This is a genomic window from Rhizobium sp. NFR03 (assembly GCF_900111275.1).
Taxonomy (GTDB): domain Bacteria; phylum Pseudomonadota; class Alphaproteobacteria; order Rhizobiales; family Rhizobiaceae; genus Ferranicluibacter.
This window is the reverse complement of record NZ_FOGR01000008.1, coordinates 1-23,407: the sequence shown is the minus strand read 5'-3', so window position 1 is coordinate 23,407 and position 23,407 is coordinate 1. Positions and strand designations below refer to the sequence as shown.

16 protein-coding genes and 5 pseudogenes are annotated in these 23,407 nt (G+C 60.5%); 12 read left to right on the top strand and 9 right to left on the bottom strand.

The features are described 5' to 3' along the window. Positions 1–31: 31 nt before the first annotated feature. Together BSG19_RS20230 and BSG19_RS20225 are read left to right on the top strand one after the other, a co-directional pair. Complete coding sequence (locus BSG19_RS20230; protein ID WP_092989840.1) at positions 32–370, top strand: antibiotic biosynthesis monooxygenase; 339 nt, start codon at positions 32–34, stop codon at positions 368–370. Next, complete coding sequence (locus tag BSG19_RS20225; RefSeq protein WP_092989839.1) at positions 367–1,512, top strand: MFS transporter; 1,146 nt, start codon at positions 367–369, stop codon at positions 1,510–1,512. Before BSG19_RS20230 ends, BSG19_RS20225 begins: the two co-directional genes overlap by 4 nt. A 20-nt stretch (positions 1,513–1,532) precedes the next feature. Here BSG19_RS20225 and BSG19_RS20220 read toward each other — a convergent pair whose 3' ends face one another. Next, positions 1,533–2,693, bottom strand: a complete 1,161-nt coding sequence (locus tag BSG19_RS20220; protein ID WP_092989838.1) for an MFS transporter — start codon at positions 2,691–2,693, stop codon at positions 1,533–1,535. Beyond that, positions 2,690–3,556: a DMT family transporter gene (locus BSG19_RS20215; protein ID WP_280142426.1), complete on the bottom strand. Its 867-nt coding sequence runs from the start codon at positions 3,554–3,556 to the stop codon at positions 2,690–2,692. The genes BSG19_RS20220 and BSG19_RS20215 overlap by 4 nt, the downstream gene beginning before the upstream one ends. Before the next feature lie 154 nt (positions 3,557–3,710). On the opposite strand from BSG19_RS20215, the gene BSG19_RS20210 reads away from it, so the two are divergent. Next, entirely contained in the window at positions 3,711–4,217 is a 507-nt protein-coding gene (locus BSG19_RS20210) for a MarR family winged helix-turn-helix transcriptional regulator (protein WP_092989837.1), read from the top strand. 881 nt (positions 4,218–5,098) lie between these two features. Here the strand turns inward: BSG19_RS20210 and BSG19_RS20205 are convergent. Further along, entirely contained in the window at positions 5,099–5,482 is a 384-nt protein-coding gene (locus BSG19_RS20205; RefSeq protein WP_092989836.1) for a type II toxin-antitoxin system VapC family toxin, read from the bottom strand. Next, the gene (locus tag BSG19_RS20200) at positions 5,479–5,679 is read right to left on the bottom strand and encodes a type II toxin-antitoxin system VapB family antitoxin (RefSeq protein WP_092989835.1); all 201 of its coding nucleotides are present in this window, start codon (positions 5,677–5,679) and stop codon (positions 5,479–5,481) included. Before BSG19_RS20200 ends, BSG19_RS20205 begins: the two co-directional genes overlap by 4 nt. A gap of 325 nt (positions 5,680–6,004) precedes the next feature. Between BSG19_RS20200 and BSG19_RS20195 the strand changes: the two genes are divergently transcribed. After that, entirely contained in the window at positions 6,005–6,613 is a 609-nt protein-coding gene (locus tag BSG19_RS20195; RefSeq protein WP_092989834.1) for a class I SAM-dependent DNA methyltransferase, read from the top strand. Positions 6,614–6,795: 182 nt separating this feature from the next. Here the strand turns inward: BSG19_RS20195 and BSG19_RS20190 are convergent, their stop codons facing one another. After that, positions 6,796–8,601 (bottom strand): hybrid sensor histidine kinase/response regulator, encoded by a 1,806-nt coding sequence (locus BSG19_RS20190; protein WP_244529357.1) that lies wholly within the window; start codon positions 8,599–8,601, stop codon positions 6,796–6,798. Between the two features lie 1,329 nt (positions 8,602–9,930). Between BSG19_RS20190 and BSG19_RS20175 the strand changes: the two genes are divergently transcribed. The 5 genes from BSG19_RS20175 (at position 9,931) to BSG19_RS20155 (ending at position 16,238) form a co-directional block, all read left to right on the top strand. Further along, positions 9,931–11,016 (top strand): LacI family DNA-binding transcriptional regulator, encoded by a 1,086-nt coding sequence (locus BSG19_RS20175; protein ID WP_092989830.1) that lies wholly within the window; start codon positions 9,931–9,933, stop codon positions 11,014–11,016. 150 nt (positions 11,017–11,166) lie between these two features. Beyond that, entirely contained in the window at positions 11,167–12,114 is a 948-nt protein-coding gene (locus BSG19_RS20170) for an ABC transporter substrate-binding protein (protein ID WP_092989961.1), read from the top strand. Between the two features lie 172 nt (positions 12,115–12,286). Beyond that, positions 12,287–13,798: a sugar ABC transporter ATP-binding protein gene (locus BSG19_RS20165; RefSeq protein ID WP_092989829.1), complete on the top strand. Its 1,512-nt coding sequence runs from the start codon at positions 12,287–12,289 to the stop codon at positions 13,796–13,798. Continuing rightward, a complete protein-coding gene (locus BSG19_RS20160; protein ID WP_092989828.1) occupies positions 13,795–14,820 on the top strand; it encodes an ABC transporter permease in 1,026 nt (341 codons plus the stop codon). The genes BSG19_RS20165 and BSG19_RS20160 overlap by 4 nt, the downstream gene beginning before the upstream one ends. A gap of 62 nt (positions 14,821–14,882) precedes the next feature. Beyond that, a complete protein-coding gene (locus tag BSG19_RS20155) occupies positions 14,883–16,238 on the top strand; it encodes a hypothetical protein (RefSeq protein WP_092989827.1) in 1,356 nt (451 codons plus the stop codon). Positions 16,239–16,385: 147 nt separating this feature from the next. On the opposite strand, the pseudogene BSG19_RS20150 reads toward BSG19_RS20155, so the two are convergent. After that, positions 16,386–16,862, bottom strand: a pseudogene (locus tag BSG19_RS20150) (arginase family protein); the annotation flags it as partial. Here BSG19_RS20150 and BSG19_RS20145 point away from each other — a divergent pair. From BSG19_RS20145 to BSG19_RS20135, 3 genes and pseudogenes are all read left to right on the top strand, one after another. Then, positions 16,862–17,155 (top strand): annotated as a pseudogene (locus BSG19_RS20145) (SDR family oxidoreductase); the annotation flags it as partial. The pseudogenes BSG19_RS20150 and BSG19_RS20145 overlap by 1 nt on opposite strands. A 138-nt stretch (positions 17,156–17,293) precedes the next feature. After that, complete coding sequence (locus BSG19_RS20140) at positions 17,294–18,571, top strand: efflux RND transporter periplasmic adaptor subunit (RefSeq protein ID WP_244529342.1); 1,278 nt, start codon at positions 17,294–17,296, stop codon at positions 18,569–18,571. A 9-nt stretch (positions 18,572–18,580) separates the two neighbouring features. Further along, the gene (locus BSG19_RS20135; protein WP_092989825.1) at positions 18,581–21,718 is read left to right on the top strand and encodes an efflux RND transporter permease subunit; all 3,138 of its coding nucleotides are present in this window, start codon (positions 18,581–18,583) and stop codon (positions 21,716–21,718) included. A gap of 13 nt (positions 21,719–21,731) precedes the next feature. Here the strand turns inward: BSG19_RS20135 and BSG19_RS25800 are convergent. The 3 pseudogenes from BSG19_RS25800 to BSG19_RS25795 all read right to left on the bottom strand — a co-directional run. Beyond that, positions 21,732–21,839: pseudogene (locus BSG19_RS25800) on the bottom strand (IS5/IS1182 family transposase); the annotation flags it as partial. Between the two features lie 146 nt (positions 21,840–21,985). Continuing rightward, positions 21,986–22,995 (bottom strand): annotated as a pseudogene (locus BSG19_RS20130) (IS30 family transposase). A gap of 242 nt (positions 22,996–23,237) precedes the next feature. After that, positions 23,238–23,407 (bottom strand): annotated as a pseudogene (locus BSG19_RS25795) (ISNCY family transposase); the annotation flags it as partial.

The following is a 23,407-nucleotide window of genomic DNA, read 5'->3' as shown; positions in this document are numbered from 1 at the left end:
CCCTTAGGCTTCCGAAACCAAGGAGACGCACATGATCCCCACCTTCACGATCCAGCCCGCCCGGACGACTTTCATCGTCAACGTGATTCACGTTCACCCCGGCAAACAGGAGGAGGCGTTTCGGCTGATTCAAGATGTCGTCCACTATGTCGCCGAGCGGAAGCCGGGCTTTCTTTGGAGCAACCTCGCCAAGAGCACCGATGGGCTCACCGTTGTGAATATTGAGGCGATCTCCGACCCCGGCGACGTCGAGATCTTCTTTTCCGATCCGGTATTTCTCGAAAAGTTCCGCAAGCTCGACACCGTCTCGTCGAGCGAGTTTCACACCTACACCGTTGGTGACCTGGTGCTGCCGGAGGCCTTCGTGTGACGACGCAGGTCGAACGGCTGCCGGTAGCGGGGCTATGCGCACTCGCGGTGGCCGGCTTCGTCACCATCCTGACGGAGGCCCTCCCGGCCGGTCTGCTTCCGCAGATCGGAGGGGCGCTTGACGTGAGCGACGCCATGGCGGGACAATGGATCAGTATCTATGCGCTGGGATCGCTGCTCGCAGCGATCCCGCTAACGGCAGCAACGCGAAGCTGGCGTAGGCGACCGCTCCTGCTCAGCGCCATCATCGGTTTCGCTATCGCCAATCTGTTCACGGCGCTGACGGCGAGTTTCATCGTCGCAATGGCAGCACGTTTCGTCGGCGGTGTTTCAGCCGGCCTGCTGTGGGCGTTGCTGGCCGGCTATGCTGTTCGCATGGCGCCGCCCTGCCTCGCAGGCCGGGCAATGGCCATTGCAATGGCGGGGACGCCGTTGGCGCTGTCCATCGGTATCCCGGCCGGCACATTTATCGGCAACCTCGCCGGTTGGCGGCTGACCTTCGGTCTGCTCAGCGTGATCGCGCTGCTGTTGGTTGGCTGGATCATCGCGAAGGTGCCTGATTTCCCCGGCGAACCTGAAACGCAACGCCCTTCCTTGACCCAGGTCTTCGTGGTTCCGGGCGTGCGCCCGGTGCTGGCGGTGACGCTCTGCTTCGTCCTGGCCCATAATTTCCTCTACACCTACATCGCACCCCTTCTGGCCAGCCATCGCATGACGGGCCAAATCGACAGTGTCCTTCTTGTCTTCGGGGGTTCCGCACTTGTCAGTATTGGTCTGACGGGCGTGTTGATCGACAAATGGCTGCGACCATTGACCTTCACCGGGATCGGCCTGTTTCTTGTGGCGGTCTTGATACTAGCGGTGACGACGGGAGCATCGTCGGCAATCTACGGGGCCGCAATTATCTGGGGACTGGCTTTCGGCGGGTCGGCGACGGTCTTTCAGACCGCATCGGCGCGTGCTGCCGGTCCTGCGGCCGACGTGGCCCAGGCGATGATCGTCACGGCATGGAATATCGCCATTTTTGGCGGAGCCGTCATGGGTGGCGTCGTTCTCCAAACCGCAGGAGCAGGCGGGCTGCCGTGGGCAGGTATCGCCCTGCTTTTGGGCGCTGCTGGATCAGCACTGTGCGTGAAACGCTGATCCAGCAGCCTGCGCGCAATTTATATTCCGCGAGCGCTTTGCGGTGAGAACCTCATGGCCACGGCCATGAGAACGACCACGCTCGACGCCATCAGAACCCAGGCTTGGGAAAGATCGGCAGAGCGGTCTCGTATGATTCCCGCAATGAGAGGCATTGCACTTGCGATCATATAGCCCCCGCCCTGAACGAAGGCCGCCAGGTCGCCGGCCACAGCCGGATCGTCGGCGTGGTCCAGAGTGACGATCAGCGACAGCGGAAACAGAGCGCCAATACCCATGCCAAGCATGAGGACGGCCGCCAGCGCCAGTGAAACGGGCGCCAGGAGCAGGCATGCAAGGCCCGCAAGCAGGCAAAGCAGCGCAGTGAGCAAGGGACCACGGCGATCCGGAAACCGGCCGATCATGGTTGAGACCCCCAGTCCGGCCACCACCTCGGTGAGGGTCAGTCCGGCCAGCAGATAGCCACTCATCTCGCGGCTCTGACCAAGCCCGATGTAGAATGGCGGAAACCACGCGAGAACCAGCGTGTAGGCGCCCGTGCCGATCCCGAAGAACAGCATCAACGACCAAGCCCTGCGAGAACACCAGAATGAGGTGCGGACACTTCCATGTTTGGGCTGCACGGGCATTTCAGGGGCAGGAAATGCCAGCCAACAGACCAGTGTGGCAACCGCCGGGATTGACCAGACTGCCAATGTGGCTTGCCATCCCATCATGCGGGCGAAGCCGGCGGCGGTTGCCGCGGCCAAGGCAGCACCACCCATGATGCCTGTGGTGTAAAGACCCATCGCTCGCCCGGTTGCTTCGCCAAACCACTGCTTGATGATGCCGGGAACCAGGGCTTGCACGATCGCGATGCCAAAGCCGGCAATCGCCGCGGTCAGGAACATGCCGTTCGCATCGTGCCAGAAGAACCGGCTGGCGCAGGCTGCGGCGACCAAGGCGATGCCCAGTGCTCCCCCCCGACGCTGGCCGAGGAGCACACGAATTTGCCGCCCCGCGAAGGCACCAAGACCCATGAGAAAGACGGGTAGGGTTGTGAGCATCCCGGCGCCGGCCGAACTGATCCCCGTGGACTGCTCAATGAGGTCCAGCAAGGGACCAAGTGCGGCCATGGCCGGCCGCAGATTCAGCGCCACCAGCACGATGACCACGAGAGCGAGGGCTTGGCGTTGCGTCATTTCCCCCTCCTGCTGACGAGCACGATGCCGACAAGAATGAGCAAAAACGCTGGTGGAAGGATTGCATGGATCACCTCTCCAAGACAGGCAACGGCCAGAAGCTTTCCGGTTGCCGCGCCGATCCAGCCGATCTGGCCGAGTCCTACCGGACCATTCAGTTTCTGGAGCACGAAATAGAGCGCATAGGTGCCGGCGATGATCGCCATTTGCATCATCAGCAGCACCATAACGCTGCGATCCCAGATCGCAGGAGTGAACGGCACATGGGCGAGAGTAGCGTAGAGTCCAATGATCATGGCCGCCGTCAGCACCATGGCTGGCGCCAACAGTCGGGGCGAGGCCTGCTCTGGCCAGGCGACGGTACGGTAGATGTTGCCGGTCGCTATGATGAATGGAACCAGGAGAACGACCCCTGTCCACATCCAGCCGTCACCACCGGCGGCGGGCTTGGACGCCGCAAGCAGCACGGCGCCGCCAAACCCGAAAGCCATGCCGACGACCGCCCCGGCCGAGAACCGATCCAGACCAAGCGGCAACGCCAGCCCATAGGTCAGCAATGGCGGAAAGGCCAGGCAGAGCGCAACAAAGCCCGCACCGACATGTGGGATAGCGACGAATGACAGCATGTTCGGCAGTGCGAAGCTCAGCAGACCCGACAGCAGGGCATAGCGAAACAGCGCGAGGGAAGCTTTCGGACGCTCTCCGCTCATGAATGCTATAATAGCTAGCAGCAAACCTCCGCCCAGCGCCGACCAGAAGAGGAAAGCAACGGGATGCCAGCCCGCCCGGATAGCAAGGCCGGCAATCACGGTGGTCATGCCAAGCAGGGCACCCGTCGACAAAAGGCAAAGGAGAGGTTTCAGCGCGGTGGACGCAGGGGCGCCTGCCGTGCCGCGGAGCGGCGCGTTCATCATTTTTTCTCGATCTTGATCTTGCAAGCACGTCAAAGGCGGTTGCCATCGAGCGTCACGATGCTTACTATCTTTATATAAAGTATCTTAATGTCAAGGTAAAAATATGACCAAGCCGGTTGTCCATGAGGATCGCGCCGCCGTTGCCGCCAGCCAGTGGCGGAACGAATGCCCGGGCATCGACACTTTTCCGATGGAAGTTCTCGGCCGTCTCACCGAGTTAGCGCAGATCGTCACACGCGATCGGCTGAATCCGCTCTTTGCCGAGTTCGGATTGCAGAATGGTGAGTTCGATGTGCTGGCTACGCTGCGCCGGTCGGGAGGGGCTTGTGCGCTCACCCCCACGGCGCTTTACGAAGCGGCGATGATCTCGTCGGGAGGGATGACAGCACGGATCGACAGGCTCGAAAAGACGGGGCTCATAGAGCGCCGCAAGCATCCAACGGACCGGCGTGGCACACTTGTCGCGCTGACGGATAAGGGAAAGGTGCTCATCGACGACGTGCTACCGGCCCATGTCGAGAATGAACGCGCAATTCTTGCGGCGCTGTCCGAAACCGAGCAGCACGCGCTGAACAGCCTGCTCACAAAGCTGCTAAGGGGGCTCTCGTGAGACCGCTGGACGGGGTCTGGACAGCTAGCATAGACGTCGTGCTGATCATCGGCCCTCGCAACGCGCCATCGCCGTCGATCCTAACAGTGGCACGATATTCTACGCCATAGCTTCGAAAACACTGCCGAAAACTTTACGCCGCGGCGAGGCAGAATTGAGCATTAGCAAAGGAGGGTGTCCGAGAGCCAAGAGCTTTGAAAATCAGGTGGGCTTAAGGTTGAACGACCTGCCGATGGCGGTAAGCGATGTTGCCGCCACGGAACAACACGGGCGAGTAGGGGTTTCGGGAACATGAGCATAACGGTCCCTACTTCTGTTAACGAGCGGCTTGAATGGCGCAAGGCCAACCCGATTAGTCATGGCGATTTTAAGGGCCTAGACGGAGATAAGGTTGTCGCGCGTATCTAACTCGCAGTCTCCGACATCAGCTTGAATGAGAATTGGTATTGGGAGTTGACGGTACTCCATAATGGCCTCGCCGCAGACGATGTAGCGGGCCAAGCGCCCTCACATATCGCCGCGGCAGATGCCGCAGAGCAAGCGTATGCGCGAATTTTACTTTGTACTCCCGTGGAGAGAAAAAACTCAGATTCTGAATACGTTCCAAGCGAAACAGAGCGCTTACCGCAGTGACCGCTTCGGCCGCAAGCGATTTTTGACACAACAGCTACCAGTCATTCGGCGGTATAAGCCTGAACGCTTTCTCTTCAAAACGAAGCCTTATGGCGGGTGCCGCGCTGTATGATCCGATCATCGATATCCGACACCTCATCGATCTTGAATGGAGCAATGGTGTCGAGCTTGTCACTGGTTGCCACAAGGGTTGTAGGTTCGAATCCGGTCAAGTGCTTCATAGAGCTGAACGGTCCCGCCTTGCGGTTCTAATGAGAGGCTTGCGCATCTAGATGAAGCGCTGCGCCGACTTTTTGTGCTGCGGCCGCCAGGCGCTTATCTCTTGTCCACAAACTAGACCGTTTGTCCAGCAGTGTTGAAGTCAACAAGTGCGCATCCGTGTAACCGATCCCCATGCTGAATATCGAATGGCGATCGATTATCGTCATTACCTCCGCATGGGTCGCTATCATTGCTTCGCGTTGAGCTGCCAGGAAAGCAAGAACTGCATCGCGTTCTCGCAGGCTACCAAGCGCCAGTTCGCCGACAATGAAAGGGTGGCAGAGCAAACTGTCATCATCGATGATTTTTCGTAGCTCTGCGTCTCCGTATCGAAAATGATCTAGCCAGATTGAGGTGTCTACCAGGATCACTTGGCGACGTCGCTCCGCCGGCGAGGCGATGCCTTAGCCTCAGGCATAGAGCCGCCAAGCGCGATCAGCCTTTTGCCGGATTCCACACGCACCAGCGTCTCCAGCGCTTGTCGAACAAGAGCTGCTGTCTCCTTCGTGCCTGTGAGCAACTTGGCCCGTTCCATGAGATTGTCGTCGAGATTAATGGTAGATCGCATATCTAGCTCCCGCAGATGAGTGGCTGATCTAGCACCATTTGGTGCTAAAATCTACGACTCGTTCAGTGTGGCTGCTGTCTTCGTGTTTTGCGGATCGTAGGTTCGATTGGTTCAAGGCGAAGCACCGTCGAGCAACCGCACTAAACTCCTGATCTATACGTAATAACGGAATTTTTTATATAAAACACCCCCGCACTGCGCCAACGCAGGCGCGGTGAACTCCGGCGCGAAAATCCTATGCTGCGGCGGTGCAAAAGTCGGTCGCGAAATTGAAATTTAATCGGGAGATTGGCGACACCGGACACAGCAGATAGACAGTGAGAGCATGATCGACGAAGCGGCCCGCATCATAGACCTTTATCGTCGCCATGCTGACGCGTGGACAAACGTGCGCGGTACGGTGCTGTCAGAGCGCGTGTGGGTCGAGCGGTTTGCCGACATGGTGCAGCAAGGGGCAACGGTGCTCGATATTGGATGCGGATCTGGCGAGCCTATCGCTCGTTACCTTGTCGGCAGAGGTCATCGGGTGACCGGCGTGGACGGTTCGCCCGAGATGGTTGCCTTATTCCGGGCCAACCTGCCCGGCGAGACATCGGAAGTGGCGGATATGCGCTCGCTGAAACTGGATCGGAAATATGGCGGACTGATCGCCTGGGACAGCTTCTTTCACCTTGCGCCTCACGATCAGCGCATGATGTTCCCCATCTTCCGCGACCATCTCGAACCGGAAGCACCATTGCTGTTCACGAGCGGTCCCTCCGTTGGAGAAGCCATAGGCACGTTGGAAGGAGAACCCCTCTATCACGCCAGCCTCGGCCCCGACGAATACCGCCTGCTGCTCGACCGAAACGGCTTTGAAGTTGTGGCCCACGTTGCGGAAGACCCTGACTGTGGCGGGCACACGGTCTGGCTGGCGCGTCAGCGGGAGCCGTGAGGTTATCGCCGAAGTCCTGGATTTCGGACGCTGCGAGTGTTGGGATTTCGCGACAACCTATCTCCTCCAGACTTCTACACTCCCACGATCTACCTTGATGCCGTGGCAGACCTGAAATTGCATCAGTTCACATGTACTAGCAGGTCGCATCCCGCCCACAGCCAGCGGTGGGATCTTGGGGATCAGGTCACCAACGCTTTGCGAGCTTCCATGCCATTGACGACGATTATCGAGCGCAATTCGGCAGGTCGAACGGGCTTGGACAAAATAGGAATGTCGGGCGAACCCAGATCCTCCCTCACTCGCGCCTCGTCATGGCCGCTCATGACGACGACCGGAACCTGTCGTCCGGCCCGCTTCCTGACAAGATGAATGCACTCCGTTCCAGTTACGCCGCCGCCAAGGTCAAAATCTGTTATCAGGAGATCGCACTCGGCCACCTGTTCTGGTATCGCCAGTTCAGCCTGAACCTCGCATCCCCATTTGCGCAGAAGGCTGGCCGTGGCAGCCAATACCGCCTCATCGTCTTCCACCAGCAGGACCCGTAGCCCGCCGACCGACGTCGGTTCTGTTGGGACTTTTACACCAGCGGAAGTGACTTTGCGAGCGATCTGCAAGTTCCCCAAGGTCACGCAGGTTCCTTTGCCCGGCACTGATCGGAGCGTGACGTTCACATCGAGGAGATGGGAAAGACGCCTTACGATAGGCAAGCCGAGGCCTACACCCTCTACGTCTTTATCGCCACGTTCGCGAACCTGATAGAACTCGTTGAACACCTTCGACTGGTGCTCGAACGGAATACCCGGACCCCGATCGTACACCTGAACTGCCAAGCGCTGTCTGGAGGTACGTCGGCATCCGATAACGATAACCTGGCCCGCAGCATACTTCACTGCATTGTTGACGATGTTCTGAAGCATGGTCGTGAACAGAGCCCGGTCGATTTCGACAACGGCGCTACAGGTCGCGACGCGCAGTTCGACACCACTCAGTTGTGCCGTCTCGTAATTTTGGCGTACGACATCGTCGATCACCTCCGCGATCGCGATCTTTTCCAACTTCGGCGTAACTCTGCCGCTGTCGAGTGTCGAAATATCCAGAAGAGACTTGAACAGGCGCGATACGCTCTGCAGCGATCGGTCGATGTTCTCGACCATCTGCAACTCTTTTGGTTGCAGACTTGCATCACGCAGGCAGGCCGTAAAAAGACTGATGGCGTGGATTGGCTGACGCAAGTCGTGGCTCGCCTGCGCAAGGAATCGGGATTTTGATAAGCTCGCTTCCTGTGCCGCCTCGTACGCTTTACGGAGCCGACCGAGCAGCACGTAAATATAGGCTGGAACAAGCAGCGTCGTCAGTGCGAAGGTCAGGACCATGAACGGGTTTTGTTGCCAATACGGATTGGCGTAGGTAATCGCCGCGATGCCTGACAGCGTGGCAGCTGTTGAGGCCTTGAGGTAAGCGGGCCCGAAGCGAAGTCCGTTCCCCACAGTGATCCACAGCATGATGGCGAAGAGCGGAAGAAACGTCGCGCCTCCCATTGCAACCGTGAATGTCAGCGCCCCAAGATCGTGCGTGATCGTAATGGTGCGGCGCAGCCTGTTCTCGCCAGGCCGACGGGCAATCCACAGATAGGCCGCAAGCGAGAATGGGAAGTAATAGATGAGAAGAGGCACTACACCCCAAGCTTCGGTGGGCGTGGCTCCCATCAATATCGACGGCAGCACGTAGCTAATTGCTCCCGTGACGATGATGATCCGCACAAGTGCCTGCGCCTTCTCCGTATCGAACTCTCCGTCGGACTGGCCATGCCGATTCAGCTTCAAAAGACGAAAACCTCTTATAAATCGCGACAAGAAATCAGGTCTTCCTATCAATAATGCATCTAAAATTATACCCTTGGTAGCAGGCACAGGAATTCGATCCATCTTCTCGAAAAGCGAACCGTGTCCGGGTTCCTGATTCGTATGTCCGTTTTGGATCTCCACCAGCGCCAAAATGGCTTTCAGCCTTCGCTCATCGCCTTACGTCGGAGCGCGAATGTGGGTGGCTGCAACCTCCGGAGTGGATCAGTTCCAGACGCCGATCTAGCGGTGTTCACCAGGTTTATTATCAGGCTGGGTTGCATTAGAAGGAGTAGCTTCAGCCCGATTCAAGACGACGCGGCCCTTAACCTCGTTGCGAACGGGTACACTCAAAGTCTTGGTCAGTTGCCTGCCCCGGATTGTGGATTGGCTTTCCTCGACACCGATGACGATTTCACCCGTCCTCTCATCGACGTATCGGCTATGTCCACCGGGGAGTAGGCGCTCAGGGGTGAGCGGGCACTTGGAATACGCAAGCATCGAGAAACTGAAATCCATCGACGCAGAAAGGGGAATTCGCTGACGAAGCTGACAATTGCCGGGGACTGCTAATCCGGTGATTGCTGAACCGGTCATCGGCGCAAGCCGCGCTTATCAACTGACCGATACGCTTGCGGCTATTGAGCTGACGCTTGATCCCTCACTCAAGGCCAAGTTGGGAGGGGCAACGGGGAGTACCGACGGGGCGACGCCGCGTGCTGATTATTAGCAGTAGGAGGGCCCGTCGCAGCATCAACTCCCTGTGACTTGAGGGCACCGATGCAGTGCCAAACTTTCCAGTAGCGACTGTGGAGCCACTAGGGCAGCAGTCCGTTTTTCCGATATGTCGCAATGATCTCCTCATACAGCGAGACGTCGTTTCGGGTGTGCGCGATTAGCTGCGCTCCTTGGACGGCGGCGTATATTCTGCGACAGGTTGTGGAAACGCCTGACGGCGGAAAGTACCTCTCACTCGCGGTACAGGTTACAAAGCGGTCAGGCGGGTTTCTTGGACAGGACATAGCCTATGCGCTGGCATTCGGATGCGAAATGAGCAGCGCCGACACTTTTGTCTACGCAGACGAGTTTCTCGATACACCGCGGCCGACGTTCCAGCCCATAGGAATATCGTGTCGGATCTGCGAACGAACCGCCTGCGCGAGCCGAGCTTGGCCCCCTATGAAGGGACGGATCGGCGTTGATCACAACCAGAGAACAATCGTGCCGTATGACATACGATGAAGGCTTTGCCTGTTGTACCCAATGAGATGGAATGCCCGGTGCATGCGCGTTGTCTCCCCGGCGCGATCCATGATCTAGTCAACGACCGCGTCATCATAAACATGGAGGCGACGTCATCGGTACAGCGTTGATATGGCCAACATCGATCTTGACACATAGACATAAACTTGTCACCTTACCTAAACGATTAGGTTGGCGGTTCGAGGAGGTTGGATCGCCGGGAGGAAGCCTTTGGCTCGCTTGACAATGCGCGATATCAGTCATGCCACCGGCTTCTCGGTGTTCACGGTATCCCGTGCGCTGAGCGGTGGTGATGGTGTTTCCGAACAGAGCAGGGAACAGATCCTGAAAGCCGCGCAGGAGCTTGGCTACGTGGTCAACCGCGCAGCACAGGAACTGCGGCGGGCGAACCGCGATACTGTGGCTGTCGTTACGGCAGGAACGTCCAACTCCTACTATCTCGACCTGATGGCCGGCATCCAGCGGGCGCTCGATCCGTCGGCATGGACTGTTATCATCGGTGATGTGGCTGTCGATGGAGCCTATGATGCGCGGCTGGAGGCCCGCATCGTCCAGCGCCTGATCGAGTCGCGGACAGCGGGTGTTATTTCCGCGTTGACGCTTCAGCCGGAACACACGGAGCTTCTGGCCAAATGGGACATTCCGATCGTCTTCGTCGACTCGTCGCCGGAAGCGGCGCATTTCCCGAGCATTACAACGAACAATCACGATGCCAGCCTGATGGTCGGTCAGCACCTAGCCGAGCACGGCTATCGCGAATGGCTTTTTCTCGTCTATCCCACGAAGTGGTCGTCCCGCTTTGGTCGCGAGAGCGGTCTTCGCGAGGCTGCCCGTCTTGCCGGTGCAAATCTCGTTGTGCTTGAGACCGCGAACGATGCGGCGTCCGCCCGGACCGCGTTGGCGCACCATCTCGATGACTCCGCCACATCGCCACATGTGCTGATTGCCGGGAACAATCCGCTGCTGCTCGGCGCAATGGGTCTCCTTCGGCAGCGGATGATCCGTATACCCGAGGATATGGCCGTCGTAGCATATGATGAGTTCGCCTGGTCTGCACTGACCGATCCGCCGATTACAGTGCTCAACGAGCACAGCGAGGAGGTTGGTCGACGCGCAGCCATGATGTTGCGCGGGATCATCGAGGAGCAAGAGGAAGCTCAGCGCAAGGGCCAGTCCTCCAGCCCACGCTATCTGCCTGAACATCAGCAGCAGGTGCCTGCGCGATTGATGCTGCGCGGATCGTGCGGCTGTGCTGCAGGCAGCGTCTTAGATGGCGCTTTAGTCAAGTCGGCATAACGAGGAAGCGCATGCCGAAGAAAATTACGTCATCCCGAACCTAAACGATTAGGCCCGGGGTAACGGAAAGAAATCGCGGTGATCGTCGCGATCACGAAGGGTGAGGAGGCTCCCCGCCACATCACGGCGCGCGAGCGAATGGAGGAAACCATGCAATACAAAACAAACGTCCGGCTTGCCATTACGGCGTCCGTTATCGCTATCGGTTCCGTCTTTGCCGTTCAGCCGGCAGCGGCTGAGGACGCGAAGAAGATCGAGAAAATCGGTCTGATGGTGCAGGACATGTCGAACCCGTTCTTCTCGGCAATGACAAAGGGCGCGGAAGATGCCGCCCGCGCGATCGGTGCGACCGTCAATACACAGGACGCCCAGCTCGACCTCGCTAATCAGAACACGCAGATCGACGCTTTCATTCAACAGGGCGTCAACCTCATCGTCATCTCCGCCGTCGATGAAGCAGGAATCGAGCCCGCCATTGTGCGGGCGAAAGAAGCCGGCGTTATTGTGATCGCCGTAGATACCCCGGCCAAAGGGGCGGATGCGGTCATCATGACCAATGCGGTGCAGGCTGGTGAACGCTCATGCGACTATCTGTTCACGCAGATGGGCGGCAAGGGTGAGGTTCTCCTGGTGGACGGCACGCCGATCCAGACGATCATAGACCGTATCGCCGGCTGTAAGGCCGTCGCCAAGAACTATCCGGGCATCAAGATCGTCGGCCAGCAGGCGTCTAAAAACGACCGCGCGTCGGGCCTTGCGGTGACCACGGACATGTTGACCGCCAACCCCGATGTCACCGGCATTTTTGGTATGAACGACCCGTCCGCCCTTGGCGCCGTTCTCGCGGTCGAACAGGCCGGCAAGGCCGGGCGGATCAAGGTCACCGGTGTGGACGGCAGCCCGGAAGCGGTCGACGAGCTGAAGCGCGACGGCTCGCCCTTTATCGGAACGGCAACGCAGAATCCCGCCGAGATGGTCCGTCAGGCGGTAAAGGTCGCCGAAGCCATCGCTGCGGGCAAACCGCCAGCCGACAAGACGATCCTGATCGAGAGCGTGCTCGTCGATCGCCAGAACGTCGCCCAGTACACCGGCTGGTAAGGCCGAAACCGTCCTGAGCCTCTGCCGGCGGAGCCCGTTCGTGCCGCTGCCGGAGAGGGTATCGGCAACACCGGGTTAGAGCCCTTCGGCAAACGCCTGTTCACCGGGAGGGCTCGCCCGGCGGGAAGCGGCAACTCCCCCGCTTCCCGCCACCCATGCGAGATCTACGACCATGTCCCTGTTACATCTTGAAGGCATTTCCAAACGGTTCGGCGCGACGATGGCGCTGAACAACGTGCGTTTCGATCTGAACGCCGGCGAGGTACACGCGCTGATGGGCGAAAACGGTGCCGGCAAGTCGACGCTGATGAAGATCCTTGCCGGCAATATCGAGCGGGATGCCGGGTCCATCCGCATCGATGGAGCCGAGGCCGACATCCGCTCGCCGCGCGATGCAGCGCGACACGGCATCGCGATCATTCACCAGGAACTGAACACGGTGCCGGATATGACCGTTGCCGAAAATCTGTCGCTCGGCCGCGAGCCGACAACCCGTTTCGGCACGCTCGACAGGGCGATGATGGACACTCTGGCGCGCGAGAAGCTGGGGCGGATCCATTCGACCATCGATCCGCGCCGAAAGCTCGGTTCGCTCAGTGTGGGCATGCAGCAGATGGTGGAGATCGCCCGGGCCGTCAGCGAGAATGCGCGCGTGCTGGTGCTCGACGAACCGACGGCGGCGCTTTCGCGCGCGGAAGCGCTGGAGCTTTACAAGGTGATCGCGCAGATGCGCGCCGCAGGCGTCGGCATGATCTACATTTCCCACCGGATGGAGGAAGTGTGGCAGCTTGCGGATCGCGTCACTGTGTTTCGCGACGGAACCTATGTCGGCACGGGCAGGCTTTCGGAGATCGGGCCGGCCGACGTCGTCCGCATGATGGTCGGGCGAACCGTTGCCGACCTCTACCACCACGAGCCGCGACAGGCGGGACGCCCTCTGCTGACGGTCAGGGGGCTTGCCGGACCGCTCGTCGGCCCTGTTGATCTCGATGTCCGCGCCGGGGAGGTCGTCTGCATGGCAGGTCTCATCGGTTCCGGGCGCACCGAGGTGGCGCGGCTGATTTTCGGGGCGGATGATCGCACGCAAGGCCATGTCAACATCGACGGGCGTCCGAGCATGCCGTCGGATCCGGCCGGGGCAATCGCCGACGGCGTGGGTCTCGTCCCGGAAAACCGCAAGGAGCAGGGCCTGTTTCTCGACCATAGCGTCGAAGACAATGTCGCCATCAGCTCGCTCGACCGGTTCGTGTCCCGTGGCGTCATCCGGCGAAAGGAAAGGCGCGCTGCGGTGCTTGCCGAAATGGGGCGGCTGCGGCTGCGGCTCAACGCCGTGGACCTGCCGGTCAAGGCACTGTCGGGCGGCAACCAGCAGAAGGCGGCCCTTGCGCGCTGGCTGCTGCGCGATTGCGGTGTGCTGATCCTCGATGAGCCGACGCGTGGTGTGGATATCGGTGCCAAGCGCGAAATCTACGAGCAGATCGACAATCTCGCCCGAGCGGGCAAGGCGATCCTGGTCATTTCCTCCGACCTGCCGGAAGCGATCGGTATCAGCGACCGCCTTCTCGTCATGCGGGAGGGGCGCATCGTCGCCGAGTTGAAATCCTCTCAAACCTCAGAAGAAGAAGTGATGCTGTACGCCACCGGTACGATGGCGACCGCAGCCAATACGGGAGCTCCAGCATGAGCAACAACGAAAACGGCGCGGCGGATCCCGCGAAGCCGGCTCGCGAGCCGTTCGATTTCGCGCGGTGGTGGGACCGGGTCGGCATTCTGATGGTCCTGGTCGCGCTCGTCCTGTTGATGGCCGCCATCGCCCCCAACTTCAACCGCGTCGACAATCTCCTGAACATTGCCCGCGCAATCTCGATCAATGCCATCCTCGCCGCCGGCATGACGGTCGTCATCCTGACCGGCGGAATCGATCTTTCCGTCGGTTCGACCATCGCCGTCTCCGGCGTCGTCGCCGTGATCGTGGCCATGACCGGCGTGCCCGCCCCTCTCGCCGTCCTGGTCGGCATGGGAGCAGGGGCACTTTGCGGCCTCGTCAATGGCTGGCTTACCGCTTATCTGTCGCTCGCGCCCTTCATCGTGACGCTGGGCACCATGACCTTTTTGCGAGGGCTGGCCTACACGATCACCGATGGCCAGCCGATCGTCTCCTCCAGCCTCAATTTCCGCAATCTCGGAAACGGCTATCTCGGGCCGATCCCCGTACCGGTCATCGTGATGGTCGCCGTCTATGTCGTGGTCTGGTTTATCCTGGAGCGCACGCGCTATGGCCGCCACATCTATGCGGTCGGCGGCAATGCCGAGGCGGCAAAGCTGGCCGGCGTGCGTGTCAAGCGGGTCGTCACCTCCGTCTATGTGCTCGCGGGCGCCTGCGCCGGGCTCGCGGGTGTGATCTTCTCGGCCCGCGTGATCTCTGCGCAGCCAACGGCCGGCACGGGATACGAACTCGATGCCATCGCGGCCGTCGTGCTGGGCGGCACCAGTCTTGCCGGCGGTCGCGGCCGCATCGTGGGCACACTGATCGGGTCCATCATCCTCGGCGTGCTGAGCACTGGCCTCATTCTGCTCAACGTGCCGTTCTTCACCCAGTTGCTCATCAAGGGCGTGGTGATCATCCTCGCTGTCGCCATCGACAGCCTCAAGCAGCGCCCGCTTTACCTGCGCTTCGGGCAGGCAAATACGCCCCGCAAACCCTGACCTCTTTGCCGGCACGCTTCACCGTACGGGCGTCCCTTCATCGTATATTCGGAGACATATCCATGGCGCATTCCATCCTGATCAGTGATCCGCTCGAAGGCTCGCGAGACTTTGAACCGGTCGTGTTCTCCGTCGGCCAAGATCTCCGCGAGGCCCTCTGGTGGGCGCGCGACGACGCCGGCGACAGGGTGCTGTGCCAGCGCCTCGAAAGCGGTGCGGTCGCCGGCGAAACACGGTTTATCGCTTGTGTCAGCTTCACCGGAACCCGCCGCCTGACGCTGGAGAGGCCATGCGATGCCGCAAGCGAAGCACCCTCTGGTATTGTCGCGCGTGACGGCAAGGAGGCCGACTGCTTCGTCCGTCTGGATACCGGCGCCTTCGACCTGGAACTTTGCTCGGGTACAGCCGAAGGTCTAGGTTCCTCTAAATGGGGTATCCGTCATTTCAAGGCGCTGGCCGATGGTTTCGAGCTGCTTCCTTCCGGGAACAACGCCATAGGTGGCTTCTACGGCCCGTTCTTCACGCCGGAGAACGGGTTGATCAATCCGCCCGAGCACACCACCGTGCGGATCGAGACGGTCGAATGCGGGCCGGTCCTGCACCATTATCGTATGCATGGCAAAGTTCCGGACGGTCTTCTGGATGAGCTTAAAGGGAAATTTTTCACGATCGACTGGAAATTCACCTACCGCACGCCTTACTTCCAGCGGCGCTATGACGTGGACCCGTTCCAGACGGTGATTAACGGACGTTCGGTTACGAACAAGATCACCGTCGGAGACGAGTTTGAAGGCGGTAAGGGGGAACTTGTCTTTGATCGCTTCGCAGCCTTCGACGGCACCCGCTACCGTTCGGGCGATCCGTATGCTGGCGAGCTCGTTGACATGGTGGCCGATGCCATTGCGAACTCGACAAACCGAAGCCCCAAGTTCGAGGCCTTCCGAACATATCTGGCCGATATCGAGTCCGCGCACTGGGACCTCTACTGGCGCCTGTTCTGTGTCTGGGAAGGCGTTCTGGACGAGGCAGAGCTGCGCGAACGCCTGGCAAGGGTGCGTGCCGCTGCGCATGTGTCGGCCGACCTCGAAGATCGGCCCTGGATTCTCACAAACGCGCCGGTCGACGTCTCTGCCGTTCCCCATGCAACCATTTTCCCTGGCCCGGCCGACAAGACGGTCGAGTATCACCAGGAAAGCGGACGGGCGATGATCTGGTGGACGTCAAAACCTTCGGGCGCTTTCCAGATCGTACAGCGTCGCCAGTCCGGCTGGGTGAACTGGGGCAGTAATGGAGAGAACGAGTGCCCGGAACTCGCGATCGGAGTCGACATCAAGACCGCCTATGGGCCGTTCGCCGACCGGTGGGAGCAGATCGCACTGCAACTCGAGTCTCCACCGGAGGTTACGCCGCTTGCCTGACATTTAGTATCCAAGTTTTTTGGTGGCAGGCAAGTAAGCAATCGGGGTGAAGCATCGGCGGTCCATATCGGTTCAAGGCGTGTTACATCATTTGGACCAAACTACTCTCCGTAAGGTCCTCTCGCGGTGCTTTAGTTAGCCCTGCGGCTAAGTTTGGGCCCTGGATGTACGCTTCGGGCTAAACCGGATCAAGCTGAGGATCTCGAACAGAATATGGGCGCCGGCATGGGCTGTATTGGGGCTTGTGTCATATTGTGGGCCACTTCGACTACATCGCCGCCCACGAACATCACCCCCTTCAGTTTGTGAAGAATGTCGAGGGCCTGCCGGCTGGTGAGGCCATCGGTTCGGGCGTTCCGGTACCCGGTGCGAAGGCCGGATCCATGCTATCGATATCGAACGACAGATAGGTTGGCCCTTCACCGACCACGGCGCGTGCTTTCTCGATGATGGCGTCAATGCCCATCCTGCCGGGATCTTCAGCGTGAATAACCGTCATCCCGCTTTCGTAGGAAAATTCCAGAGATACTCAGTTGCACCGCGGATGCCGATCTGGACGACGCGGGTGGAATCGAGGACGCCGTCGAGAACCGCGTTACGGAATGGCCCACCATGCTGGAACTTTTACGGCGACGAAGGGTGCTGTGGCGAACCTCACCAATGGCATGGCGACGGACTAGGCGCGATACGGCCTCCAGTGCAATGCGATCGCGCCCGGCTATTTCGAGACGCCGCTGAACGTAGCTCTGGTCGCGGACCCGGACTTCTTGGCCTGGCTCGGCAGACGCACGCCGGCCAGGCGATGGGGGCAGGTAGACGAACTGGTCGGCGCCTGCGTGTTCCTATCATCCGCCGCATCCTCTTTCGTCAACGGCCATATCCGCTATGTCGGTGGCGGCATTACCGCCTCGCTCTGAGACCTTCAGGCAGCGGGTTGCACGCGCCGAAACGCCCGGACAAAAAAATATAAGGATCTGCTGAAGATTGCCGCAATCATGGGGATGTCTGGCGTAGAGTTCGGCCTATGTCCGTTCCGTCGCCTCTGGAGATCCCACGTGTCCCATATCCGCCATGTCCTGCCCGCGGTCCTGTTCGGTGCGCTCTTCGCCCTTGCCGGATGCAACGAGAAGACCGAGCAGAAGACTGCGAACGCGCCGGCTGTGAAGCCCGAGGTCAGCGTGATGACGCTGCACCCGACCTCCGTCGCCATCACGGCGCTTCTGCCGGGACGCACGGCCGCATCGCTGATCGCCGAAGTCCGGCCGCAGGTCGGCGGGATCGTGCGCAAGCGGAATTTCCAGGAGGGCGGATCGGTCAAGGAAGGCGATGTGCTTTACGAGATCGACCCCGCGACCTATCAGGCGGCCTATGACAGCGCGGTCGCTGCCGTCGCCAAGGCGAACGGCGCGGTGCCGAGTGCGCAGGCGAAGGTCGATCGCTATAAGGGCCTCAGCCGCAGCGATGCGGTGAGCCAGCAGGATCTCGACGAGGCGCAGGGCGCCCTGGCGCAGGCCAATGCCGATGTCGCCTCGGCGAAGGCGGCGCTCGAGACGGCCCGCATCAACCTCGATTATACCAAGATTCGTGCGCCGATCGGCGGTCGCGTCGGGGCGTCCACCGTCACGGTCGGGGCACTGGTGACCGCCGACCAGACGACGTCGCTGACCACGATCCGCCAGATCGACCCGATCAATGTCGATGTGACCCAATCGAGCGCCAACCTCCTGAAGTTGCGGCGCGCCATCGAGGACGGGCGCCTGAAGACGACGGGCGCCAATGTCAGCGTCAAGCTGAAGCTGGAGGACGGCTCCGATTATGACCAGACCGGCCGGATCGAATTTCTCGATGCCGCCGTCGAGGAGACCACGGGCTCGGTCACCGTCAGGGCGGAGTTTCCCAATCCCCAGCAACTGCTCCTGCCGGGCGTCTATGTCCGCGCCATGATTCAGGAGGGCATCCGTCAGAACAGCTATCTGGTGCCGCAGCGCGCCGTGTCGCGCAACACCAAGGGCGAGGCAATGGCCTTGTTCGTCTCCCCGGAGGGAAAGGTGGAGCAGCGCGTGCTGACGGTCGATCGCAGCATCGGCAACAGCTGGCTGGTCGCCGAGGGCATCAAGGACGGCGAGAACGTGGTGGTCGAGGGGGGCCAGCGCGTGCGTGCCGGCCAGGACGTGACGACATCGAACGTCATCGTCAACGACGCCACCGGCGAACTCGAACAGGCCCAGAAGACCGGAGGGCCGACGCCCGTCAAGGCCGAGGCCGGTTCGACGGCCGCCGCGCCGGCGAAAGAGGCCTCCGCTGCTCCCGTCCTGCCTGCTGCAAAGAATTGAGGTCGGCCCATGTCCCGTTTCTTCATTGACAGGCCGATCTTCGCCTGGGTCATTTCCATCTGCATCATGCTGGCGGGCGTCCTCGCCATCACCACGCTGTCGATCTCGCAATATCCGCAGATCGCCCCGACATCGGTGCGCATCAGCGCCAACTATGCCGGGGCAGACGCGCAGACGGTCGAGAACTCGGTGACCAAGGTCATCGAGCAGGGCATGACCGGGATCGACAATCTCGATTATATGACCTCGACCTCGCAATCGACGGGCTCGGCGACGATCTCGCTCACCTTCACCAATGCCGCCGACCCGGATGTCGCGCAGATGCAGGTGCAGAACAAGCTCCAGCTCGTGGAATCGCAGCTGCCGCAAAGCGTGCAGTCGAGTGGCATCACGGTCGCCAAGGCCTCCACCGGCTTCCTGATGGTCGTCGCCCTGGTCTCCACCGATAACAGCCTCTCCTCGCTCGACCTGTCCGATTACATCGACAGCACGCTGAACGACACGATCAAGCGCGTGCCCGGTGTCGGCGATACGCGCATCTTCGGTTCCGGCTATGCGATGCGCATCTGGCTCGATCCCGCCAAGCTGGTGAAGTACAGCCTGATGGCGAGCGACGTTTCGAGCGCCATCGAGGCGCAGAACACGCAGGTTTCGGCCGGGCAGCTCGGCGGCCTGCCGCAGCGCCAGGGCCAGCAACTGAATGCGACCGTGACCGCCAAGAGCCGGCTGCAGACGCCCGAGCAGTTCGAGAATATCATCATCAAGAGCCTCCCCGACGGTTCGCTGGTCCGTCTGAACGACGTCGCCCGCGTCGAGCTCGGCGCCGAGAGCTACGACACGTCCGGCATGTATAATGGCAAGAACGCCTCCGGCCTCGGCATCTATCTCGCCGCCAACGCCAATGCGCTGGACACGGCAGAGGCGGTGACGACCGCCATCGACAATCTGCGCGAGACGCTGCCGCAGAATGTCGAGGTCGCCTATGCCAACGACACCACGCCCTTCGTCCGGCTGTCGATCAAGGATGTGATCAAGACGCTGATCGAGGCGATCGTGCTGGTCTTCGTGGTCATGCTGGTGTTTCTCCAGAGTTTTCGCGCCACGCTCATCCCGACGCTCGCGGTGCCCGTCGTTCTGCTCGGTACGTTCGGAGTTCTCTCCGCCTTCGGCTACTCGATCAACACGCTCACCATGTTCGCCATGGTGCTGGCCATCGGGCTTCTGGTCGACGACGCCATCGTCGTCGTCGAGAATGTCGAGCGCATCATGGAAGAGGATGGGCTGGAGCCGCGCGAGGCGACCATCAAGTCCATGAACGAGATCACCGGCGCGCTGGTCGGCATCGCCACGGTGCTGTCGGCCGTCTTCATTCCGATGGCGTTCTTTTCCGGCTCGGTCGGCATCATCTATCGGCAGTTCTCGGTGACGATCGTCTCGGCCATGGTCCTGTCCGTCGTCGTGGCGCTGACGCTGACGCCGGCGCTGTGCGCAACCCTTTTGAAGAAGCCGAAGGAGGGGGCGAAGAAAAAGGGGCTTTCCGGGGTCTTCAACCGGGGCTTCGACCGCACGACCAATGGCTATCAGCGCAGCATTTCCGGCATGATCCGCCGACCGTTCGCCTTCCTCCTCGTGTTCTTCCTCATTATCGGCGCCGTCGTCTATCTCTTCAACCGGCTGCCGAGCTCGTTCCTGCCCGAAGAAGACCAGGGCATCCTCATCACCAGCGTCCAGCTGCCACCGGGCGCCACGCAGGACCGCACCATCAAGGTCATGCGGCAGGTGACGGATTACTACCTCAATCAGGAGAAGGCCTATGTCGACGGCGTGTTCGGTGCTGCGGGCTTCGGCTTCGGCGGACAGGGACAGAATGTCGGCCTCACCTTCGTTCGGCTGAAGGGTTTCGATCAGCGGACCGATCCCAATGGCAGTGCGTCCGCCATCGTCGCCCGGGCGCGGAAAGCCTTCTCGAAAATCCAGGACGGTTCCGTTACCGCGCTTGCGCCCCCCGCCATTCCGGGCTTCGGCAACTCCGGCGGCTTCGACGTCTATCTCCAGGACATCAACGGCGAAGGGCATGAGGCGCTGATCGCGATGCGCAACAAGCTGCTGGCCGCCGCCAGGCAGAGCCCGCTGCTACAGGGAACCCGGCCGAACGGGCAGGAGGACCAGACACAGTATCAGGTGAACATCGACCAGGAAAAGGCAAGCGCCCTCAATCTCGGCCTGTCCGATATCGATACGACCTTGTCTACGGCCTGGGGCGGGAAATATATCAACGATTTCATCGATCGCGGACGGGTGAAGCCGGTCTATCTGCAAGGGGACCAGAATTTCCGCATGCAGCCGGAAGACTTCGATACCTGGTATGTCCGCAACTCCGACAATGCCATGGTGCCGTTCTCCGCCTTTTCGAGCGGCAGCTGGTCGTTCGGCTCACCACGTCTCGAGCGCTATAACGGCTCGTCCGCGGTGGAGATCCAGGGCTCGGCCGCACCCGGCGTCAGTTCCGGCGACGCCATGAACGTCATCGATACGATCATGGCGGAGCAGGGCGCGGGATTTGCCCATGAATGGACAGGGCTCTCGGCGCAGGAGCGGCTGTCGGGCAGCCAGGCAACGCAATTGTACCTGATCTCCGGCCTCGTCGTGTTCCTCGCGCTCGCCGCGCTCTACGAGAGCTGGTCTATCCCCTTCGCCGTCATGCTCGCCGTGCCGATCGGCATTTTCGGGGCGCTGTTTGCCGCCACCATCATGGGGGAATCCAACGACGTCTATTTCAAGGTCGGACTTCTGACGACCATCGGGCTCGCGGCGAAAAATGCGATCCTGATCGTCGAATTCGCCATGGAGCAGCAGGCCCATGGGAAGGATCTCGTCTCGGCGACGATGGAAGCGTCCCGCCAGCGCCTTCGCCCGATCCTGATGACCTCGCTCGCCTTCATCCTCGGCGTCACGCCGCTGGCGATCGCGAGCGGCGCCGGTTCGGGCGCGCAGAACTCGATCGGCATCGGCGTCATGGGCGGCATGATCGCGGCGACCTTTATCGGGATCTTCTTCATTCCGCTGCTGTTCGTCACCGTGCGCCGCATCTTCAAGGGCCGCCATTCGAAGCCCGGCGAGGAAGCGCCGGTGCCGGCCGCGACTTAGGCCGGATCTACATTCAGCGGAGCCAGATCAGGGCGGCGGCGAGATGAACGAAGCCGGTGAAGTGGACGGTGCGGCGGTCGTAGCGGGTAGCGAAGCGACGGAAATGCTTGAGGCGGCTGAAGCTGGAGAAGCTAACCCAAGTGCATCATGCCTGATTTGCAGGATATTGGATCAGCTGCCTTCCTGCAAATGCGCTGTAAACACTTCCGTTGGCGTCCGGTATACAGGTGAGTTCAAGGCGAACCGCGACTTGCGGGCTGGCAGAAGCTAACCGGTGCGCCGGATTTGGGCGAGGAGTTTCTGGCGAAAGACTTCGGCGGGTGTTTTGTAGCCGAGGCATTTGAGTGTTGTCGTGTTCAGGTGGTTGCAGATCCGGGTAGATCATGGTCGCTGAGAGACAGTGGATCCACCTCTCTCGAAAGCCATTTCCGGGCTCGTCTGTTGGTGTTTTCAACAGTACCTTTCTGCCAGGGAGATCGTGGATCGCAAAACCATGACTGCGTTCCGATGCTCGCCTGCAAGTAGGGCCAGTCAGTGAACTCCGTTCCGCGGTCGAAGGTGATCGAACGGCGGGCGAGGTGAGGCAGAGACTGGAAAACCTGGATCAGCCTGTCCATCACCAGCCGCGATTGTCGGTCATTGTTGCGCAGGAAGACGGCGAAGCGACTGACCCGTTCGACCAGCGACGTGACGTTGGCCTTCCCGAACGTCTTGCGAAACTGCATGAGATCGCATTCCCAATGCCCAAACTGCTTGCGTTCGGCGACGACATCCGGCCGGTTGAGAATGTTGACGTCCGAGCTGAAACGTCTGCCATGGCGGCGCCTGGCATGCTGTGGCCTGCGTCTGGCACGATGCTCCGGCAGATGTCGCCACAGCTCGATCGCCTGTCCGTCCGGTGAATAGGCGAACTTGTAGATCGTCTCGTGGCTGACGGAGATCGGATGGCGCTCCAGTCGCATCCGGCCAGCAATCTGCTGCGGCGACCAGCCATGCAGGATGTGGTCGATAACCGACTGACGCAAATGCGAGAACCGCGCGAGCTTACGTCGTTTGGCACGTCGCTCACTTGCCATCGAATTCGCCGTCATGCAGTAGTAGCCGTTGAGGTCCGGCATCTGCTGATCCTCGAACGTATTGCGTCTAAGTTCGCCGAAAATTGTCGAGCGATGCCGTCCGAGTTTCTCGGCAATCACCTCGACACCGATGCCGGCCATTCGCCAACGAGCAATCTTGCGGCGTTCATCCATATCGATCTGGGAGTAGGTGCGCTTCATGGGCCGTTTCGTTGCAACTGATAAGCCACTGTTATCTATCGGAAGTCGCACTTCATCCTTGAACTCACCCCGCTACACCCGCCTGTCAAAGCTGATTAGGGGTGCGACGTCGGTAGCCATTTAGAAACGCGACACTGGCTCTGGTGGTCAGCCCCCGATCCGACCGGCTGGTCCGGGTTGCAAGGGAGGAGCGGGGGCGGATTGTTGGCGCCTGTTCGGCTTCAGCTTTGAGGCTGGCCCAGTCATTCTGCCGCCTCCATCCGCGCTAAGGCCTTCTGCCTTTTGGCGATGACGTCCGGATCGTTCATGAAATCCGTCCTTCGCCCCGGCTTGCGGCCACGCTTCTGGTAGCCGTTGGCTGTGCTGCCGTCTCGAATGCCAAACATATGATCCTTCTGTCCGGTGCGTCGGG

What these genes read in the sequence shown, in the direction of transcription:
- BSG19_RS20170 (WP_092989961.1), top strand. Translation starts at nt 11,167, where the DNA reads ATGCAATACAAAACAAACGTCCGGCTTGCCATTACGGCGTCCGTTATC.
- BSG19_RS20200 (WP_092989835.1), bottom strand. Translation starts at nt 5,679, where the DNA reads ATGCGATCTACCATTAATCTCGACGACAATCTCATGGAACGGGCCAAG.
- BSG19_RS20210 (WP_092989837.1), top strand. Translation starts at nt 3,711, where the DNA reads ATGACCAAGCCGGTTGTCCATGAGGATCGCGCCGCCGTTGCCGCCAGC.
- BSG19_RS20160 (WP_092989828.1), top strand. Translation starts at nt 13,795, where the DNA reads ATGAGCAACAACGAAAACGGCGCGGCGGATCCCGCGAAGCCGGCTCGC.
- BSG19_RS20155 (WP_092989827.1), top strand. Translation starts at nt 14,883, where the DNA reads ATGGCGCATTCCATCCTGATCAGTGATCCGCTCGAAGGCTCGCGAGAC.
- BSG19_RS20165 (WP_092989829.1), top strand. Translation starts at nt 12,287, where the DNA reads ATGTCCCTGTTACATCTTGAAGGCATTTCCAAACGGTTCGGCGCGACG.
- BSG19_RS20230 (WP_092989840.1), top strand. Translation starts at nt 32, where the DNA reads ATGATCCCCACCTTCACGATCCAGCCCGCCCGGACGACTTTCATCGTC.
- BSG19_RS20135 (WP_092989825.1), top strand. Translation starts at nt 18,581, where the DNA reads ATGTCCCGTTTCTTCATTGACAGGCCGATCTTCGCCTGGGTCATTTCC.
- BSG19_RS20220 (WP_092989838.1), bottom strand. Translation starts at nt 2,693, where the DNA reads ATGACGCAACGCCAAGCCCTCGCTCTCGTGGTCATCGTGCTGGTGGCG.
- BSG19_RS20195 (WP_092989834.1), top strand. Translation starts at nt 6,005, where the DNA reads ATGATCGACGAAGCGGCCCGCATCATAGACCTTTATCGTCGCCATGCT.